This is a genomic window from Marinococcus luteus, assembly GCF_034497705.1.
GTDB lineage: Bacteria > Bacillota > Bacilli > Bacillales > Marinococcaceae > Marinococcus > Marinococcus luteus_A.
Genome location: NZ_JAXRUV010000001.1, coordinates 549,310 through 568,254 on the forward strand (window position 1 = coordinate 549,310; position 18,945 = coordinate 568,254).

Below are 18,945 nucleotides of genomic sequence, written 5' to 3' on the forward strand. Positions count from 1 at the left end.
ACAGAAAGAAAAGGAGAGAACACCGAAATACGCTAAAGGAGTACGATAGTGCATGCCTATTAAAGTGCCTGACTATTTACCGGCCAAAAATACGCTGGAAAAAGAAAATATTTTCATCATGAACGAAAGCCGGGCCTACCTGCAGGATATCCGCCCGCTGAAAATCGTCATCCTGAACCTGATGCCCTTGAAGGAACGCACAGAGACCCAGATTCTGCGGATGCTCAGTAATACGCCGCTGCAGGTGGACGTATCCTTTCTGCACCCGGACACCCACCGCTCCAAAAATACGCCGCGCGAGCATCTGTCGTCGTTCTATAAAACGATTGATGAAGTGCGGAGCAGAAAATTCGACGGTATGATTATCACCGGAGCACCGCTTGAAAAAATTCCATTTGAAGAAGTGGACTACTGGGAAGAGCTGCAGAGTATTCTCGAATGGAGCGACCAGAACGTCACGAACACGCTGCACATCTGCTGGGGCGCCCAGGCCGGCCTGTACCACCACCACGGCATCGATAAATATCCGCTCCCGAAAAAGCAGTTCGGCGTGTACCCGCACTATATTAACGGTGGTAATGAAAAGCTTCTGAGCGGGTTCGACGATCAGTTTTATGTGCCGCATTCCCGGTACACGAAAACGAGACGGGAGGATGTGGAGGCCTGTCCGGACCTTGATATTCTGTCGGAATCCGACGAAGCCGGGCTGTATATCGTAGCGACGAAGGACCGCAAGCGGATTTATGTGACCGGCCACAGCGAATACGATGCAGAAACCCTGCGCGATGAATTTGAGCGCGATATGCGGCGCGGGCTCGGTACAGAGGTGCCGGAAAACTATTTTCCGGAGGACAACCACCTGTATTCCCCGCTGAAAATGTGGCGCGCCCACGCGACGCTGCTGTTTACGAACTGGCTGAACTACTATGTCTATCAGGAAACGCCGTTCGATTTTGCCTAAAACTGTTTCCAATTTTGGAAACAGTTTTTTCAGTTGGCGGAAAAAAGATGATATAATAGACGCGTGTGCGAACAGTAAGAAATGACAAACTGGCAGAGCCGCCGAAGACTGAGAGCGGAAGATTGGGTGATGGAGTTGGATGCGCTAGACGTATTGATGAACAAAGAACGGATCATGGTATACTTTCAGCCGATACTGAGTGCAGATAAGCTCGAAATTTCTGCGTATGAAGTACTCGGCCGTTTCCAGAACGATAACGGAGGCGTCGAAACGCTTGAGAACTGCTTTCGGGACCCGAACGTGCCGTGGGAGTATAAGCAGGAAATCGACCGTGCCGTGCACCAGGCTGCCCTGGAAACATTTGTGGCTGAAGAACGGGCGGATATGATCTTTTTGAACGTAGATGCGGCCACCATTCTGGGGGACGGGGGAGACGGGCTGGTCGAATTTCTGCTCGGGTACGAAGAAAGAGGCATAGCACCAACCTCGATCTGCCTGGAGCTGAAAGCAACGGATTTCCAGCAGGATCTGTCCCGCCTGAAGCATTTTATGCAATACGCCCAGAGCGCCGGGCTGTCGATTGCGATTGACAATCTCGGCAAGGAAGCGATTCATCTGGAGCAGATTGCCTATTTAAAGCCCAATGTGCTGAAGGTGGACGTGACGTTTTCTGAAAATTTCGCCGTTCCGAGCATTTACCGGGACGTGCTGCATTCGTTATCGACGCTGTCGAGAAAGATTGGGGCTTCGCTTTTATTTGAAAAAATCGAGTCGTTTAATCAGCTGAACTACGCCTGGCGCAACGGTGCCCGGTACTACCAGGGGTTTTATCTCGACAAGCCGAAAGAAACGTTCATTGAGAAGGATCAGTTTCAGGAACGGATGAAAAAAGACATCCACCATTTCATTGATGTGGAACGCAAAAAAATTGAAGCCCAGATCCAGCTTACTGCCGAACTAAACAAGCGGCTGAATGCCCGGCTCAAGCATGCGGATGTGATGGAAGACATTGACGGATGGACGCTGAAAACCGCAGAGTCGCTCGAGGAGATGAGCTTCCGGGTGTATGTGTGTGACCGGGAAGGGTATCAGCTTTCGGGAAACGCCTCGCGCCAGAACGGCGAAGCGTGGGAATACCGGATAGAGGAGCGCAACCGCAACTGGAGCTGGCGCCCGTATTTTCTCGAAAACATTGTACGTATGAATTTTGAACAGCGGGGGATTCTTTCCGATATGTATACGGATTTTCACAGCGATGAAATGATCCGGACGTATTCCCACCCGATTACGGAGGATCTGTACGTGTTCGTGGACATTCCCTACGCGTTCTTGTATGAAAAAGATTATCTGCTGTAAACAGTGCCGGCTTCTCCTGCTACGGGGGAGCGGCGTTTTTACATAAAAAGGAGCGCGGTAACAGTGCAGCGGCCAAGTCTTGACATGTATCAATGGAACAACGACACGGTCCGGAGCTTTTTCTCCCGGCATACGTTTTCCCAGGCAGCAGTCACCGGCGCCTTAGAAGAGGTGCGGGCCATGCCGGCGCTTGGCGAAGATGAGCAAAAGGACCTTAAGCGGCTGAAGGCGAAAAATAACGCCTCGGCATACCATGTCCTCGTCTGCGGTCATTTTTCTGCTGGCAAAAGCACGCTGATCAATCAGCTGCTGGACGGGGAATGGCTGCCGGCCCACCCAGTGCCGACGAGTGCAAATATCGTTTCATTTACAACCGGCAGCACAGTTTCCTATGAGGTTACCACCGGCGGACAGACAGTGGCCGTACCGCCGGAGGACTGGACAAACGACTGGATGATGGCCGGAGAGACCGAGCGGGTAGAGGTGCAGCACCCAGATCTTCCGCTGCCGCCGGGAGTGACGCTTTTTGACACGCCGGGGATCGATTCCACCGAAGCCGCTCATCAACGGGCGGCGGAGTCGGAATGGATGATAGCGGATGGACTGTTTTATGTCACCGACTACCAGCAGGTGGAGTCGGAAGAAAATTTTTTATTTCTGCAGCAGCTGAACGAGCAGTACGTCCGCCCGTCTCTGGTTGTCAACCAGGTGGATAAGCATGAAGAGGAGGAGCTTTCCTTTCAGGCGTACCAGGACCGGATCCGGCAAAGCCTGGACCGGAGGCAGATCGAATACGAAAACATTTTCTTTGTGTCTGCTCTTTATCCGGAACGGACCGCTGATTCCTGGAAAGCCCTGCGGGAAAAAATGCTGCCTGAAGATTCCGGGGGGCGGAAGGATCGCATCCGCCAGACATGCGCCTCGAGGGCTTATTACATTACTGTGTCCCATTTGCGAGGTCGTCTTGCTGCCGCGGAGCCGGACGGGGAGATGCAGCACATCTGGGAGGCGTTTTCCACGCCGGGAGCCCTTTATGATGCACTTGAGGCCGATCAGGAAGCTGCCGGGCAGTTCAGGCACTGGGAAACGAAGGCGGAAAAAGCGATGCGCCGGACAATTTACGACGGCTTTGCCCGGGCCAAGCTGATGCCTTATCATACCCGGGCAGCCGTGCATGCGTACCTGGAGTCCCGTCTTGTCACCTTTCGTGTGAAAAGCTGGCTGGGGACGCAAAAAACAGCCAGGGTGCGTAAGGAACGCGAAGCACGGGTGATGGAAGAGCTGAATGAAAACATTAAAAATGAACTCGAAAATCATTTAAAACGTGATATGAAGCAGACCGCCGAACGTTACGCTGGCAGAGATCCGGAAGTAGAAGCCGCCATTGAGACGATGGAGGTGCGCGCAGACGCCGCTATGCTCGAGGAAGCGGAAAACAAAGGGGCACGTCTCACCGAGGCCTATGCGAGAACCTATTGCCGCACGCTGGAGGAAAAAATGCAGACGGCCTACCGCCGGCAGCTAGCTGACTGGATGCCGCTGTTTTTGGAAAAGGTCCGTGCCCATAAGGAAACGGAAGCTCATCGGGAGGAAACAAAGGCGGCAGCCCATCGAAAGGCCTGGGAGGCTTATGAAGCGTGGCGAAGGGAATTTTACCAGGTGAAGGAACTGCTGGAGGCCGCGCAGCAACGGCGGACCCAGGAGGCCGTTCCGCTGGCGCAGCCGGCAGAGCGTGAGCCAGTTACGCAGGCCGTGGCTCCTTCGACGGGCGAAGAAGTCTATTCGGTGCAGGAATGGTACCGGGACTATCTGGACAGTGCAGGCTGGGAGCGGGAAACCCGCCCGGACCCGGAGGAGGCGGCAGATAAGTGGCAGAAGCTGGCCCGGCTCATACAGCCGTATGCACCGCTTGAAGGCTTTGCCCGACGGCTCGAGGCCCGGGCCCAGCGGCTTCGGGAGCAGGCGTTCCGCGTTTCCTTTTTTGGCGGGTTCAGCGCCGGAAAGTCCACTGTGGCCAATGCCATGGCCGGAGAAACAGTACTGCCGGTATCGGCAAATCCGACGACAGCGGCCATCACTCATATCAAAGCGCCGGACGACCGGCACCCGGACCGGAGCGCAGTGATTTATTATAAACAGCAGGCCGATGTCCTGCAGGACATGAATGACCTGCTCGCTCCGTTCGAGGTGCGCCTTTCGCATGTGACGGAATGGAGCAGCCGGTACGCCGCCTATGAAGAAGAACTGCAGGAGCGTTCGGAGAAAGCAGAAAAGCAGAAACGAACGGAACTCGAGCAGCAGCATCTGGAGCCGCTTGCGTTTGACGCCATGCGGGAGGAAGAAAAAAGGATGCTTGATCAGTACGTCTCGTCCTATGAAAAGCAGGAGAGCAGTGCCGGCCGCTCGGAAACAGTTTCCCTCGAAGCTTTTCAGCAGGCCGCGGGTGCTGAAGAAGCCGCGATGATGATCGAGCGGGCGGATGTTTATCTTTCTACGAGGTGGACCGGCAGAGGGATGGAGGTCGTCGATACGCCCGGCATACATTCTGTGTATCAGCGGCATGCGGACATTTCGTTTCAGGAAATGAAGCGGGCGGACGCTATTTTGTTTTTATCGTATTACAACCATGCGTTTTCCCGCGGGGACAAAGCGTTTTTGGAACAGCTGGCTGCGGTGAACCAGACCTTTTCCTATGATAAGCTCATTTTTTTAGTCAATGCAGCGGATCTGGCCGCCGGGAGGCGGGAGCTCGAGGAGGTTCTCCGGTACGTCCGGGAGGAACTGGCCGCAATTGGTATTCATGACCCACTCGTTTTGCCCATTTCCGGAAAAGTATCGCTTCAGGACAAAACAGCCGGCGGCCTGGAAGGATTCGAGGCCGTATTTGAGCAGTTTCTTTCCGCTACGCTGGAGACGACTGTCATGAAGGAGGGCTGCCGGGAAGCTGCGGAGGTCCTGGACTACGTGGAACGGACACGGGCGGATGCGGGACGGACGGATGCCGAACAGGAACGGGAAAGGCAAAACGAGATCGCGCAGCTGGAGCAGTTCATCACGGAGGACAAATGGACGGAATCATGGAAGCGCATCGAAAAGCGGCTTTCGGAGGAAACGGAGGAGTTGTTTTTTTACGTGCGCCAACGGTTGTTTTATTATTACCGGGAGGAATTTCAGTTCTGGTTTTCGCGGGCGTACTTTCACGATCAGTCGTCGTTTCGCTCCCAGCTTCGACGGAAAACGACGGAGGCGGTCCAGCAGGTGCTGCAGCGCTTCATGCAGGAAACAAGGATTACCTCCGCCCGGATTGAGCAGTGGATGCACCGTACCATGAACGAAGAAGAGCAGTACTGGAGAAAGCAGCTTCCGGACTATTTGCGTTACGTATTTTCGGTAGAGCAGGCGGCTTTTCCGCCAATAGAATCCCCCCCGCCGGAGGTGCCGGCGATCGCAGAAGCAGTCGAAGGCGAGTGGAAGACGCTGACCCACTATGATTTTTTCATGAAGGGACAGAACAAGGTATACCGTGAAGTGCTGGAGCAACAGCTGCGTCCCGTCGTGGAACAAGAGCTTCAGACCGTGAAAAAGGACGTCTATGCATGGGCAGAGGCGGCCGCACGGGACCGGTGGAAGCAGCGCACGGCTGAGTGGGAGTCGGCTTCCCGCCGGCAGGCGGAGTGGCTCAGGCAGGAAAAAACGGGAGAAACCGAACGGGAATGGGCCCAGCTTGAAGCAGAGGTCAGGAGGCTGGTTGGACAGACAGAGTAAGTGTGTTATACTACAATTACTCTGTAAGATAAAGGATGGGGACATGAACGGAACAAATATTTTTTTAGACGACGTCCGACAGTCTCCGGATAATCACGTATTAGTGAAAACAGCTGAAGAATGTATGCGATTACTGCAAAACACGGCTGATGTCAGCCATCTGTCGCTTGACCACGATTTGGGAACAAAGTATTTTAATGGTTTTTCCGTCGTGCTGTATTTACTTGAAAAACAAATCATACCTTCAAAGATTACTATACACTCAGCCAATGCAGTCGGCGGTAAACGGATGTACCGGAGACTGATGGAAGCAAGAAAGTCCGGAGAACTTCCTGAACGAGTGAAGATTCTGCACCGGCCGCTTCCATTGAATGCCTAAAAAGGAGCCTTTCAGGGCTTCTTTTTTTATACTGGGAAAAGCTTTGCTATAATGGAAAGCATCAAAGGAGGCACAAGTTATGCAGATAAACGTCACAGACCGGGCGGCAGAAGCGATCCGCCGTCTCGGTGAGAACCAGACAATTACGATTGCCTATGAATTCACGGGCGGGTGCCAGGGGCTTCAGGAATTCCAGCTGCACGCCTCACCTGGGACCTCGCCGGAAGTCCGGGCGGCCGATGAAGATACTATGCATCTGATCGAGCCGTCGCCGGTGCTCGACTATCATCCCACGCTTAAGTGGATGCTGAAAAACAAAAATCAGACAATCGCAAACAATATTCATTTGTATGAACACACCGAAGCGTAAGGAGGTCAGACAATGGAGCGTTTAGTGGAAATGAAAAATGTGAGCATACGGACCAATGGCCGTGTCAGGCTTGACGACGTCTCGTTTATGGTCAATCAAGGCGAGCACCGGGCGCTTCTCGGCCTGAACGGCTCCGGCAAAACCACGCTCCTGCAGGCAATTTTAGGGCAGGTGTGGGCCACTGAAGGAGAAGTGCACACCTGGTTTGGCCGTCACGGCAGGGTGAACATGCAGGACCTCCGCCGGGAAATCGGCATCGTCAGCAACGCCCTGGACGATCAGTACCAGCACCGCGCGGGTGAAACCGCCTTTAATGTAGCATTAAGCGGTTATTTTGCGAGCATCGGTATTTATGAGCAGGCACCGGAGGAGATCACAGCACGTGCAGAGAATGCGCTGCACACGTTTGGGGTGTCGCAGTACCGGGACGTGCCATATGCAGCGCTCTCACAGGGAGAAAAGCGCCGGGTGATGCTTGCGCGAGCCTGGACAACAGGAGCGAAGCTGCTGCTTCTTGATGAACCATGTACCGGGCTTGATGTAAAGGGAAGGGAAGAGCTGATCGAAGGGCTTGAAGCGTCGCTGCAGTCTCCCGATTCGCCGACCGTGCTGTATGTAACCCATCACCTCGAAGAACTCCCGGGAGCTGTGGAGGCTGCGACGATTATGAAAAACGGACGGGTGCAGGCGGATGGAAAGAAACAGGAAGTCCTGACGGATCAGGAAATATCAACTGCGTTTGACGTAAACGGAAGCATTCAATGGCATGAGCAGCGGCCATGGTTTATTACCGGGGGAGCGACGATACGCCGGTGACCGAACATAGCTGTTCGGTTAATAATAAAAATTTCAATTACCGTAAATATCAGATAAATAAAAGTTAAAATTATAAAAGAGAACACATCACATAAAAAAAAAGACCCTTCCTGATAAAGGAAAGGGCCCTAAAACAAGTTATGCCTCGAACGATGCTACGATTTTTCCGCGAGTGTGACCGTCCTGCATGTCTTTTAACGCCTCCGGGATGTCACTGAAGCCGATAGTACGGCTCACGGAAGGCTTCACTTTTCCCTGGGAGGCCAGTTCTCCCAATTCCCGGGCAATGAACCCGAGATCTTTAATCTGTGCTTCATCATCGGAGCGGTAGACAAAGCCGAGTGCCACTTCATGAATGGAAGGGGCTAGCGTTTTCGCTACGTAGTGAGAAAGATCCGGCCACTCCACCACAGCAATCAAATGGCCGTTGAAGGCTAGATAATCCAGCGCTTCGGTGGCTGTCTGCTGTCCGACCAGATCAAGAACCACATCAACGCCGCGCCCGTCCGTCCATTTGTGTACTTCCTCCACCACATTCTCACTGCGGTAGTCCACCACATGATCGGCACCCAGGTCTTTGACATAGTCCGCATTTTCGCTCGAGCAGGTTGAAATGACCTTGAGACCGAGATGCTTGGCGAGCTGGACCGCAAAGCTTCCAACACCGCCGGCTCCCGCCTGAATCATAATCGTCTGTCCGGGACGAAGCGGAGCCTTCCGGTACAGCGACTGGTAGGCCGTAAAGCCGGCCGTCGGCATCGACGCGGCTTCCGCATGCGTCAATCCTTTCGGCACAGATGAGACCACATCCGCCCGGGTGGTGGTAAATTCCGCAAAACCGCCGTCTTCCGTCATGTTGCCGTGATAATACACTTCATCGCCGACCGACCAATCGGTTACGTCCGCGCCGACTTCATCGACCACCCCGGATACGTCCAGACCCGAAACGTGAGGGAAGGACCATTCGGGGAGAGGGGACGCCATTAATTTATAATCGACCGGGTTTAATCCTACGGCGTGTACTTTAATGCGGAGCTCATGAGCTTCCGGCTCCGGCAGGGCAATGTCCTCTTCCTTTAACTGGCCGGGGTCTCCGGCTTTATTTAGTACAAGTGCTTTCATTCTATCAACCTCCTGTCCTCCCTATACCTTCCACCTGCAAACCAAAAACATCCAAAAAATAAAAACTCCTGCCTGAATGCCTTTAACACCTGCCCGCCGGGACCGATATATGAAGTAAAGAGACCAGGAGGGAAACGGAATGTCCTTAGCTAGCGAAAAAAACATTTTATTAGAATCCGGGACGAATGAGCTCGAAATCGTTCTTTTTTCCGTCGGAAGCAGTCAGTTTGGCATCAATGTGTTAAAGGTACGAGAAATCATTCATCAGGTGGAGGTGACTCCCGTCCCCAATCACCATGAGCATGTCAAAGGGATTGTCCGGCTGCGCAATGAAGTGATTCCGGTGATCGACTTAAAAAAAGTGCTTCACCACGACGGGGTAGATGACGCCCGGCATGACAAATACATTATCGCAGAGCTCAATCAGGTGAAGGTAGCGTTTCATGTCGAAGAAGTATCTCGTATTCACCGCATCAACTGGGAGGATATTGAAAAGCCTAACGCCCTGTCCCAGGGGCTCGAAGCACGCTCCATCGGTATTGTGAAAATGGAGCATGCCATGGTCTTTCTGCTTGATTACGAAAAAATCATTAGCGACATTTCCCCGGACACCCTGTTTGACCAGCACCTGCCGACGTACAGGCCGGACCGGGAAAACACGACCGTGTTAATTGCGGAGGATTCGCCGGTGCTCAAGCATCTGATTGTCGATACACTCGCAGAAGCCGGCTACAAGCAGCACCGCTCCTTTGAAAACGGCCGGGAAGCGTACGAGTATCTCGAGGAATTACTCGCAGACGACGCCGCGGCCAGCCTGCCGGATCTCGTCATTACAGACATTGAAATGCCGCAGATGGACGGCCATCATCTGACGAAAAAAATCAAGGACCATGAAAGCCTCCGCAGTCTTCCGGTCATTATTTTTTCCTCTCTGATTACCGCGGATTTGTTTCACAAAGGAGAAAAAGTCGGGGCCGATGCCCAGGTGAGCAAGCCCGAAATTAATACACTGGTAAAAACAATCGACAGCTGCATCCGCGCTGCTGCCGGCCGCTGAACCACCGATGGAGCCTCTCTGCGAGCAAGCAGAGGGGCTTTTTTTATAAAAAATTCGAAAAAATTGAGAAATAACCGTTGACTGTATTATAACAACGGTATATAATTTGAATTACATTATAACAACATTAACGAAAAGGAGCGATTTTAGGATGCGTCATTTCACAAGATCGAAAGAAGACCGTTACACCCCGGAAGAGGAAAATCAGACGATTCTCGACATGATTAATGACTATCACACCAACACTAAATAACGCTCACGTCTCGAAAAGGCTTCCCGCAACGGTATGCGGGAAGCCTTTTCTGTGTTATAACAACAAAAACAGCCGGGATAGAAAAACAAACATACATTCGCTATAATGGGAATATGCTGAGGTGAGCAACCATGAAAAAACAATCCTTACAGGAATTAATGCAGTGGATGAAAACTGACACGTCCATTGCGCCCAATATAGAATTCTGGCATACCGTGGAGGCACGGCCGGCCAAAACAGCAGCCTTCCCGGAACAGCTGCATGAGCGCCTGCGCGCCGGTCTTGCCGCCCGCGGCATCGATTCGCTGTACACCCATCAGCATTCCGCGTTTGAAGAGGCTTACGGGCGGAAGGCCAATGTCGTCACCATCACGCCGACCGCCTCTGGGAAAACGCTATGCTACAACCTCCCGGTGCTGCAGACGATCATGGACGAGCCGGAGGCACGCGCTCTGTATCTGTTTCCGACGAAGGCCCTCGCCCAGGACCAGAAAAGCGAAATCAATGAATTTATCGAAGAGATCGGAGCCTCCATCAACAGCTATACGTATGACGGAGACACGCCGCCGACCATCCGGCAGTCAATCCGGCGCGCCGGCCATATCGTCATGACCAACCCAGACATGCTGCACTCGGCCATTCTTCCGCACCATACCAAATGGGTGTCGCTGTTTGAGCACCTGCGCTATATCGTGATTGATGAAATTCATACGTACCGCGGGGTATTCGGGAGCCACGTGGCGAACGTCCTGCGCCGGCTGCTTCGCATTGCCCGCTACTACGGGGCCGAGCCGACCTTTATCACGACCTCCGCGACGATCGCCAACCCGCGTGAGCTCGCCGAAACCCTTACCGAACAGCCCTTTGAGCTCGTGGACAACAACGGGGCGCCGCAGGGGAAAAAGCATTTCGTATTTTACAACCCGCCGGTCATTAACGAAGCGATGAATATCCGAAAAGGGGTCCTTTCCGAAGTGAACCGGCTCGCCAATACGTTTCTCGAGCAGCACGTTCAGACCATTGTGTTTACGAAAAGTCGGGTAATGGTGGAGGTTATTTTAAGCCATCTGCAGCATTTGAACAGCAGGCAGACCGGCCAGCAGAGCCTCGTGACCGGCTACCGCGGCGGCTACCTTCCCAACCAGCGGCGGGCCATTGAGGAAGGGCTGCGTTCCGGCGATATTATGGGCGTGATTTCCACCAACGCTCTCGAGCTTGGCGTTGACATCGGGCAGCTGCAGGTATGCATCATGTCCGGCTATCCGGGCTCGATTGCAAGCGCCTGGCAGCAGGCCGGGCGTGCGGGACGGCGCCAGTCGGAGTCGCTGATCGTCATGATCGCAAGCTCCAACCCGATTGACCAGTACATGATCCAACATTCCGATTACTTTCTGGAGAAAAACCCGGAAACCGCGCGCATCCATCCCGATAACCTGATCATTCTTGTGGACCATGTGAAATGTGCCGCCTTTGAACTGCCATTCCGGGACAACGACACGTTCGGCGGCGTTGATGTAAACGACGTGCTCGAGTACCTGTCGGAGGAAAACGTCGTGCACCACCGGGGCTCCAAATGGTACTGGATGAGCGATGCGTTTCCGGCGCACGGCATCAGCCTGCGCTCGGCCTCGCAGGAAAACGTCGTCATCATCGACCAGACGGTGCCGTCCGCCTCCAAGGTGATCGGGCAGATGGACCGGTTCAGCGCGATGACCCTGCTGCATGACGAAGCCATTTACATTCACCAGGGCGTGCAGTACCAGGTCATTTATCTGGACTGGGACGAGAAAAAAGCGTATGTGGAGGAGGTGCGGGTCGACTACTACACTGATGCCAACATGGCCGTCGAGCTGAAGGTACTCGAAGAGGATAAAACGTCCGACTATCCGTCTTACCACGCCGGCTTTGGGGATGTGATGGTGCACGCCAAGGTGACCATCTTTAAAAAAATCAAACTGACGACGTTTGAAAACATCGGCTCCGGAACCGTGCATCTGCCGGAGGAGGAGCTGCATACGAATGCCTGCTGGCTTCATTTCCCCGAAGAGACCGTTCGGGAGTTTGGGCGCGACACGCTGGAGCAGGCAATGATGGGGCTTGCGAATGTGCTCCGGCACACGGCGCCCGTCCGGGTCATGTGCGATCCGTCCGACATCCACGTCGTGCCGCAGATGAAGGCGACCCATTCCGAGCAGCCGACCATCTTTTTATACGACCGCTATCCGGGCGGCGTCGGGCTGTCCTCTACTATTTTCACCGACCTGCCCGAGGTGCTTGGCGACTGCGCCTCGTTGATTGAGGCCTGTCCGTGTCACGACGGCTGCCCTTCCTGCATCGGGTCGGATATTATGCTGAGCGGAAACACGAAGGCGACCGTGCTCGCATTCATTCACCGGCTTCAGGCCGAACAGGAGGTGAGTACCGACCGTGAGCATGAAAAATAAACTCAAACGAATGAAAACGCATCTGCAGGAGGAAGCCCCTTCTGCTCCCGCTCCTCCCGAAGAAAATAGGGAGGAGGCAGGGATTTTGCACCTCGACGAATGGGAAGCCTTTGGCGCGGTGCCGAAGCATTACGACGGGGAAACGATTTTAAAACGGACCGTGACGTATCCGCTTGACTACACTCACGGCAGCGCCTCGTTTGGCGAACTGTTCACCGTGTTTGACCGATGGAAGAAGGAGCCCGCGTTTCATCCGCTGCATCCGGAGGGCCGGCGGCCGGAGGACCTGCTGTTTTTTGATACCGAGACGACCGGGCTGAAAGGAGGGACCGGCACCACCATCTTTCTGCTTGGCGGGGCCCGGGTTTACAGCGACCGCGTCGAGGTGTCGCAGTACTTTCTCCCCGGCCCGGAGCATGAAGTGGCGCTTTATCATTATTTTCTGACCGAATGCTATTCGGCGGAAAACCTGGTCACCTATAACGGGAAGTCGTTTGACTGGCCCCAGGTGCAGACCCGGCATACGCTTGTGCGTAATCAGGTGCCAAAGCTTCCGGCCTTCGGCCACTTTGATCTTCTGCACGCGAGCCGGCGCCTGTTTGCCGATCGGCTGGAATCGTGCCGGCTGAGCGTGGTGGAACGGGATATTCTCGGATTTGTCCGCCACGACGACACCCCGGGCTACCTCGCGCCGATGCTGTACTTTGACTACGTGAACGAAGGGCTTCCCGAATTTGTCACCGGGATTATGGAGCATAACGAGCAGGATATTTTGTCACTGATCACGCTTTACATTGATATTTCCAAACGAATTCTTGCGGACGGCACAGGCGAAAAACAGTCGCTTGCCGTCGCCAAGTGGTTTGATCAGCAGAAGGAATGGACGAAAAGCGCCCAGCACTACACCGCAATGGTCGAAAGCGGGGACGAGGACAGCGAAACGATGCACCGTTACGGCGTCAATTTAAAAAAACAGCACCGATACGCCGAAGCCATCCCCTGGTTTGAAAAGGTGTGGGAGCGAAACGAGAATTCGCGTTATACGCTTGAGGCCGGCGTGGAGCTCGCCAAATGGGAAGAGCACCAGGCGAAAAACCCCGAGCGGGCGCTGTTGTACGCCGCAGGGGTCCAGACCAAGGCCGAACGCGCAGGAATCATGCTTCCGGCCGGGCAACAGGCGGACCTGCACAAACGGCTTGAGCGGCTGATGAGCAAACGGGGGCGGACGTCTTGAGGCGGCTCGCAGCGACCGGCTATAAGCCGGCAGAGCTCGGCATCTTCAAAGACGACGCCCCGGAAATTGCCTACATCCGAAAAACACTCGAAAAGCGGCTGCGGGCGCTGATTGAAGAAGGAAGCGAATGGCTGATTATTTCCGGGCAGCCCGGCGTGGAATGGTGGGCGGCTGAAGCATGGAACGCGCTGCGGGAGGAGTATGACCATATCCAGCTCGCTGTGCTTGAGCCATTTCTCGAACAGGACTCCATCTGGCCGGAGCACGTCCGCACCGCTTACGCGGAGCTGAAGCAGAGCGCAGACTACGTGGACGCGATTTCCAAGCGCCCGTACGTCAATCCGTCGCAGCTGAAGGCCAAAAACGACTTTATTATTTCTCATACGGACGCCCTTTTGATTCTGTATGACGAGGAGCAGGAGGGCGTGCCCAGGTATATGCTAGCCTCCGCCGAAAGACGCCAGGAGAGTGACCATTATCCGGTCTATACCATTGTGCCGGAGGACCTCGAGGAAACCGTGCGCGAGGAAACCGAACGGGAATGGGACGGATAGATGCGGGAAGGAAATTGACTTTTTTTATGTATTCTGAAAGAATATAAGCAGATAAATGCGTGGTCGTCCGCCCGGCAGGCGCCGGCGGCTGCGAATGTATCATACAAATAAAGCAGAGGTGGTCCTTGCTGATGGAACAGACACAGTTATCTGCCAAAGACATTTTAGACAAAGATTTTAAAAACAGTGTCAAAGGCTACAACAAAGACGAAGTCGACCAATTTTTGGACATTATTATTCAGGACTATGAACGGTTCGAACAGAAAGTGCGTGAGCTCGAAGACCAGCTGAACCGCTCGCCGGAGCAGCGGACAGCCGCATCGCCGGAAGGAGATTCCCGCTATCAGCGCACCGTGACCTCGTCGACCTCCACCCGGTCCGAAAGCAGCGCCGGCAGTACGGACACCGCTTCGAACACCACCGCAGCCGAACCGGTCGCCGGGACAACCAATTACGATATTTTAAAAAGGCTCTCAAACCTCGAAAAAGAAGTATTCGGCAAGAAATTATACGATTAAAGGCGGGGACGCGGGCATATGCGTACGATTCATATTGACGGAGCGAGCGCTGGCCAGCCCGGTCCTTCCGGTATCGGCATATTTGTGAAGCACGATGACGGGAGCGTGGAGGAATTTTCCCGACCGCTCGGCTGCCTGACCAACAATGAAGCGGAATTTGAAGCGTGCGTGCAGGCGTATGAGCTCTGCCGCGAGCGCGGCTGGCATTCGGCCTCGATCCGGACCGATTCGCAGCTAGTAAATGCGTCGGTGGAAAAACGGTTTGTGAAACGAAAGCTCTATCAGCCGTATTTAACCAAAATCCTGCGTGCCGAAGAGGAACTGCCCCTTTGTTTTCTCAAATGGGTGCCCTCCCGGGACAACCGCGCGGCCGACCGGCTGGCCAGGCAGGCCGTGCTCGCTTCGGGCACGGGCGATCGGTGCTGATCCCCAGTTTCTTTGCTTGCTTCTTGCGCCTGGAACCGATATAATAGCACCTGGCCATAAAGAGCCGGGACCGTTCAGGTAATCGCTGTATGTACCCATACAGAGGAAAGTCCATGCTCGCACAGCCTGAGACGGCTGTAGTGTTCGTGTCTGACGAAACCATAAGTCAGAGCAGCTTCGTTTCGGAGCTGACGGCGGGGAAACAGCCTGTGTCCTGCCGGATATGGCTGGAGTACCCTGAACAGTGCCACAGTGACGTAGTCCGGCTGGAAACGGCCGGAGTGGAACGCGGTAAACCCCTCGAGCGAGAAACCCAAAATTAGGTAGGGGCGCCTTTCGGAAGAAATTCAACGGAACGAAAGGGCAGAACGTTTTCTGCAGATAGATGATTACCACCCGAGTGCAAGGTGAACAGCCGCTGGCAGCACAAGGGAACAGAACATGGCTTACACGAACGGTCCCGGCTTCTTGAAGCAAAACCCCTGGAGTATAATTCAGGGGTTTTTTTAGTAGATATGAACGGACATTGACGTCCAAGGAGGAACCTATGACCCAACCAACATACACATTAATCGCCACGGCGACGATGGGCCTTGAAGCCCTGGTTGCCAAAGAAATCAAAGCGCTCGGCTACCGGCACCTGCGTACCGAAAACGGCCGGGTGGAATTTGAAGCTCCCGCCGAAGGCATTGCCCGGGCCAACCTGTGGCTCCGCACCGCCGGACGCGTGAAAATCAAGATTGGAGCTTTTACCGCCGAGACATTTGACGAGCTGTTCGAACAGACGAAGGCCCTTCCGTGGGAGCAATTCCTGCCCGAAAATGCCGAATTCCCTGTCAGCGGCCGATCGGTCAAATCCACGTTGTTCAGCGTGTCGGACTGCCAGGCGATCGTCAAAAAAGCCGTCGTGGAACGGCTGAAGCAGTCCTACCAGAGTGAATGGTTCCCGGAAAACGGATCGCTTTTTAAGCTCGAGGTGGCGCTGCATAAGGACGAAGCCGTGCTGTCGCTCGATACGTCCGGGGCCGGGCTGAACCAGCGTGGCTACCGGGAGACGCACGCCCAGGCACCGCTCAAGGAAACGCTGGCGGCAGCAATGGTTATGCTTGCCAACTGGCATCCGGACCGCCCGCTCGTCGATTTATTCTGCGGCTCGGGCACGATTCCCATCGAAGCGGCCATGATCGGCCAGAACATGGCCCCCGGCGTGAACCGCTCGTTTGTGAGCGAAACGTGGCCATGGGCCGAAACCATGCAGTGGCAGGCGGCGCGCCAGGAAGCCGAAGACCTCATCCGCGATGACCAGCCGCTCATGATTACCGGTACCGATCTGAATCCGAAGGCCATCGAAGTCGCGGAGGAAAACGCCAAAGAAGCCGGCATGTACGGCCTGATCACATTCAAGCAGATGGCGGCGCGGGACTTTAAGCCAAAGGGTGAGTACGGCGCCGTTATCAGCAATCCGCCGTACGGGGAACGAATCGGGGAAATGGAAGAGGTGGAGGAAATGTACCGGGCGCTTGGCCGCATCGCCCGGGATACACCGACCTGGTCCTACTATGTGCTGACGTCCCATGAACGGTTTGAATCCCTGTTCGGCCGGCAGGCGACCAAACGGCGCAAGCTCTATAACGGCAACATCAAAACGGATTATTACCAGTACTGGGGGCCGAGACCGCCCCGCCCGTCCTAATTGTTCGGGTGATCGGTGTCCCCGAGCCGGGGATTGTCAAAATGAAGGTAGTCGATGGCCGGATGATAGCTGATTGTCATGCCATCGAGGTACCACTGGTCCTGCGGTTCCACAAAAAAACGCAGACCGCCCGCTTCCGTCCGGTAACTGGTGCCGGACGGGTCCCCGGGCTCCACCCCGATCGAAAATCCGCCGGAACCCACGCCGCCGATACGGACAAACAGGCGTACAGCCGCCCCGTCGGCGAGGTCCATTTCCTGTTTGTAGTGGCGGCCTGCTTCTTCAGTAATCGTCATTTGCATACGTATCTTTCGCTCCCTTCCACTCTTTGTTATATCATGAAGGAGAGAGTCACACCAAACAGAGTTCATAACAAGGAGGAATCACTATGCCGGATTATGCACAGATCGAACGGGATTTTTTGACCGAACAGCGCAGCCTGGATGCTTACAATCAGGCGCTCAGCCTGCTCGGATGGGACGCACGGACTGGAGCACCCAAAAAAGGAGTGGAGGAACGCTCCGAAGTAGTGGGGGCGCTTGCGACCGAACTGTTTGCCCGGAAAACCTCCGGACGTCTGAAGGAAATGAGCCAGTATCTGCTCGAGCCGGAGGCAGCAGAGCAGGTGTCTGCGGTCGCCCGGAGAGCCGCGGAAGAAACGCTCACCGAGGTAAAACGAATGGAGCGTCTGCCCCGCGACGAGTATCAGGCGTTTACGACACTTACATCCAAAACGGAATCGTACTGGGAAGAGGCGAAAGCGTCCGGGGACTTCGAAGGGTTCCGCCCGTACCTCGAAGAAATCGTCGCCTACCAGCGCCGGTTCGCGGATTATCTCGGCTACGACGGGCACCCGTACAATGCGCTTTTGCATGACTTTGAGCCTGGCATGACCGTCTCGACTCTGGACACGACCTTTTCCAGGCTCCGCGACGGCCTGATGCCGCTTGTGGAAAATGTAAAAGCAGCGTCGGTACGGCCGGACACCTCGTTTCTGCATGCCCATTTTCCAAAGGACCGGCAGCGCGCCTTCAGCGAGCATGTGCTCCGGCAAATGACGTACGATTTTGATGCCGGACGGCTTGATGAAACCGTGCATCCGTTTGCGGTCGGCCTGAACCAAAACGACGTGCGGGTTACCACCAAATACGACGAATCCGACTTCCGCACCGCCGTGTTCGGCACGATCCACGAAGGCGGCCATGCGCTGTATGAGCAAAACCTTGGCGCAGATCTCGCCGGAACGATTCTGGCGGACGGCGCATCGATGGGCATCCATGAATCGCAGTCGCTGTTCTGGGAAAATTTCGTGGCGCGGACCCGCTCGTTCTGGGAAAACAACTACGGCAGGCTCCAGGAGCTCAGCGGCGGCCAGTTTCAGCACGTGGCCCTCGACGATTTCTACTTTGCCGTCAATAGCGTCGAACCGTCCCTGATCCGGATTGAAGCCGATGAAATGACCTATTCCCTGCATATCATTCTCCGCTACGAGCTGGAAAAAGCCCTGATCGAAGGCAGCCTGCAGGTGAAGGATCTGCCGGAAGCTTGGAACGAAAAAATGAAGCAGTACCTCGGCGTCATGCCGGCGAACCACTCCGAAGGGGTACTGCAGGACGTGCACTGGGCGGGCGGCGCCTTTGGCTACTTCCCGTCCTATGCGCTCGGCTATATCTATGCGGCCCAGCTCCAGCAGGCGATGGTGCGTGACCTGCCGGCGTTCGATGATCTGATCACAAGCGGTGACCTCGCACCAATCCGGCACTGGTTGACCGAACACGTGCACCAGCACGGACGGATGAAACGGCCGGCCGACATCATTGCAGCCGCGACCGGGGAAGGGACCAACCCGGAACCGCTGCTTGCCCACCTGTCCCATAAATACCAGAGCCTGTACCGCTGGTCCTGATCCCGCTGCCCTATGCAGCGGGGGTTCCGCCCCGGGACGTTTGAAGGATGCACTTTTGTGAAATAAAGTAGAGACTCTAATAATTTAGATG

Annotated in this window: 16 protein-coding genes and 1 other RNA gene; 15 read left to right on the forward strand and 2 right to left on the reverse strand. The window is 54.8% G+C overall.

What is annotated here, in order from left to right:
* Window positions 1-52 precede the first annotated feature (52 nt).
* The 6 genes from metA to Q9M42_RS02910 all read left to right on the forward strand — a co-directional run bounded on the left by metA (window position 53) and on the right by Q9M42_RS02910 (window position 7,647).
* Entirely contained in the window at window positions 53-961 is a 909-nt protein-coding gene (metA, locus tag Q9M42_RS02885; RefSeq protein WP_322525026.1) for a homoserine O-acetyltransferase MetA, read from the forward strand.
* 81 nt (window positions 962-1,042) lie between these two features.
* Window positions 1,043-2,317 (forward strand): EAL domain-containing protein, encoded by a 1,275-nt coding sequence (locus Q9M42_RS02890; RefSeq protein WP_322525027.1) that lies wholly within the window; start codon window positions 1,043-1,045, stop codon window positions 2,315-2,317.
* Window positions 2,318-2,380: 63 nt separating this feature from the next.
* Window positions 2,381-6,082, forward strand: a complete 3,702-nt coding sequence (locus Q9M42_RS02895; protein ID WP_322525028.1) for a dynamin family protein — start codon at window positions 2,381-2,383, stop codon at window positions 6,080-6,082.
* Window positions 6,083-6,125: 43 nt separating this feature from the next.
* Complete coding sequence (locus Q9M42_RS02900; protein ID WP_079476470.1) at window positions 6,126-6,461, forward strand: cyclic-phosphate processing receiver domain-containing protein; 336 nt, start codon at window positions 6,126-6,128, stop codon at window positions 6,459-6,461.
* A 79-nt stretch (window positions 6,462-6,540) separates the two neighbouring features.
* On the forward strand, window positions 6,541-6,831 hold the full coding sequence (locus Q9M42_RS02905) for a hypothetical protein (RefSeq protein ID WP_322525029.1): 291 nt from the start codon (window positions 6,541-6,543) through the stop codon (window positions 6,829-6,831).
* 12 nt (window positions 6,832-6,843) lie between these two features.
* Window positions 6,844-7,647: an ABC transporter ATP-binding protein gene (locus Q9M42_RS02910; protein WP_322525030.1), complete on the forward strand. Its 804-nt coding sequence runs from the start codon at window positions 6,844-6,846 to the stop codon at window positions 7,645-7,647.
* Between the two features lie 138 nt (window positions 7,648-7,785).
* Here the strand turns inward: Q9M42_RS02910 and Q9M42_RS02915 are convergent, their stop codons facing one another.
* Window positions 7,786-8,769 (reverse strand): zinc-binding dehydrogenase, encoded by a 984-nt coding sequence (locus Q9M42_RS02915; RefSeq protein ID WP_322525031.1) that lies wholly within the window; start codon window positions 8,767-8,769, stop codon window positions 7,786-7,788.
* A gap of 139 nt (window positions 8,770-8,908) precedes the next feature.
* Between Q9M42_RS02915 and Q9M42_RS02920 the strand changes: the two genes are divergently transcribed.
* The 8 genes from Q9M42_RS02920 to Q9M42_RS02955 all read left to right on the forward strand — a co-directional run bounded on the left by Q9M42_RS02920 (window position 8,909) and on the right by Q9M42_RS02955 (window position 16,948).
* On the forward strand, window positions 8,909-9,826 hold the full coding sequence (locus Q9M42_RS02920) for a chemotaxis protein (protein WP_322525032.1): 918 nt from the start codon (window positions 8,909-8,911) through the stop codon (window positions 9,824-9,826).
* A 384-nt stretch (window positions 9,827-10,210) separates the two neighbouring features.
* A complete protein-coding gene (locus tag Q9M42_RS02925; protein ID WP_322525033.1) occupies window positions 10,211-12,523 on the forward strand; it encodes a DEAD/DEAH box helicase in 2,313 nt (770 codons plus the stop codon).
* On the forward strand, window positions 12,513-13,757 hold the full coding sequence (locus tag Q9M42_RS02930) for a ribonuclease H-like domain-containing protein (protein ID WP_322525249.1): 1,245 nt from the start codon (window positions 12,513-12,515) through the stop codon (window positions 13,755-13,757). Before Q9M42_RS02925 ends, Q9M42_RS02930 begins: the two co-directional genes overlap by 11 nt.
* A complete protein-coding gene (locus Q9M42_RS02935; protein WP_322525034.1) occupies window positions 13,754-14,311 on the forward strand; it encodes a DUF1273 domain-containing protein in 558 nt (185 codons plus the stop codon). Before Q9M42_RS02930 ends, Q9M42_RS02935 begins: the two co-directional genes overlap by 4 nt.
* 125 nt (window positions 14,312-14,436) lie before the next feature.
* Window positions 14,437-14,829, forward strand: a complete 393-nt coding sequence (gene gpsB / locus Q9M42_RS02940) for a cell division regulator GpsB (protein WP_440972300.1) — start codon at window positions 14,437-14,439, stop codon at window positions 14,827-14,829.
* A gap of 18 nt (window positions 14,830-14,847) precedes the next feature.
* Complete coding sequence (locus Q9M42_RS02945) at window positions 14,848-15,255, forward strand: ribonuclease HI family protein (RefSeq protein ID WP_322525036.1); 408 nt, start codon at window positions 14,848-14,850, stop codon at window positions 15,253-15,255.
* Window positions 15,256-15,326: 71 nt separating this feature from the next.
* An RNA gene (gene rnpB, locus Q9M42_RS02950) (RNase P RNA component class B) lies at window positions 15,327-15,709 on the forward strand.
* A 93-nt stretch (window positions 15,710-15,802) separates the two neighbouring features.
* Window positions 15,803-16,948, forward strand: coding sequence for a THUMP domain-containing class I SAM-dependent RNA methyltransferase (locus Q9M42_RS02955; protein ID WP_322525037.1), 1,146 nt, complete (start codon window positions 15,803-15,805; stop codon window positions 16,946-16,948).
* Here the strand turns inward: Q9M42_RS02955 and Q9M42_RS02960 are convergent.
* Window positions 16,945-17,244: a HesB/YadR/YfhF family protein gene (locus Q9M42_RS02960; protein ID WP_322525038.1), complete on the reverse strand. Its 300-nt coding sequence runs from the start codon at window positions 17,242-17,244 to the stop codon at window positions 16,945-16,947. The two genes, Q9M42_RS02955 and Q9M42_RS02960, sit on opposite strands and share 4 nt — an antisense overlap.
* 92 nt (window positions 17,245-17,336) lie before the next feature.
* On the opposite strand from Q9M42_RS02960, the gene Q9M42_RS02965 reads away from it, so the two are divergent.
* Window positions 17,337-18,854 carry a carboxypeptidase M32 gene (locus Q9M42_RS02965; RefSeq protein ID WP_322525039.1) on the forward strand — a complete coding sequence of 506 codons (1,518 nt, stop codon included), beginning with the start codon at window positions 17,337-17,339 and terminating at the stop codon, window positions 18,852-18,854.
* The last annotated feature ends 91 nt before the right edge of the window (window positions 18,855-18,945 follow it).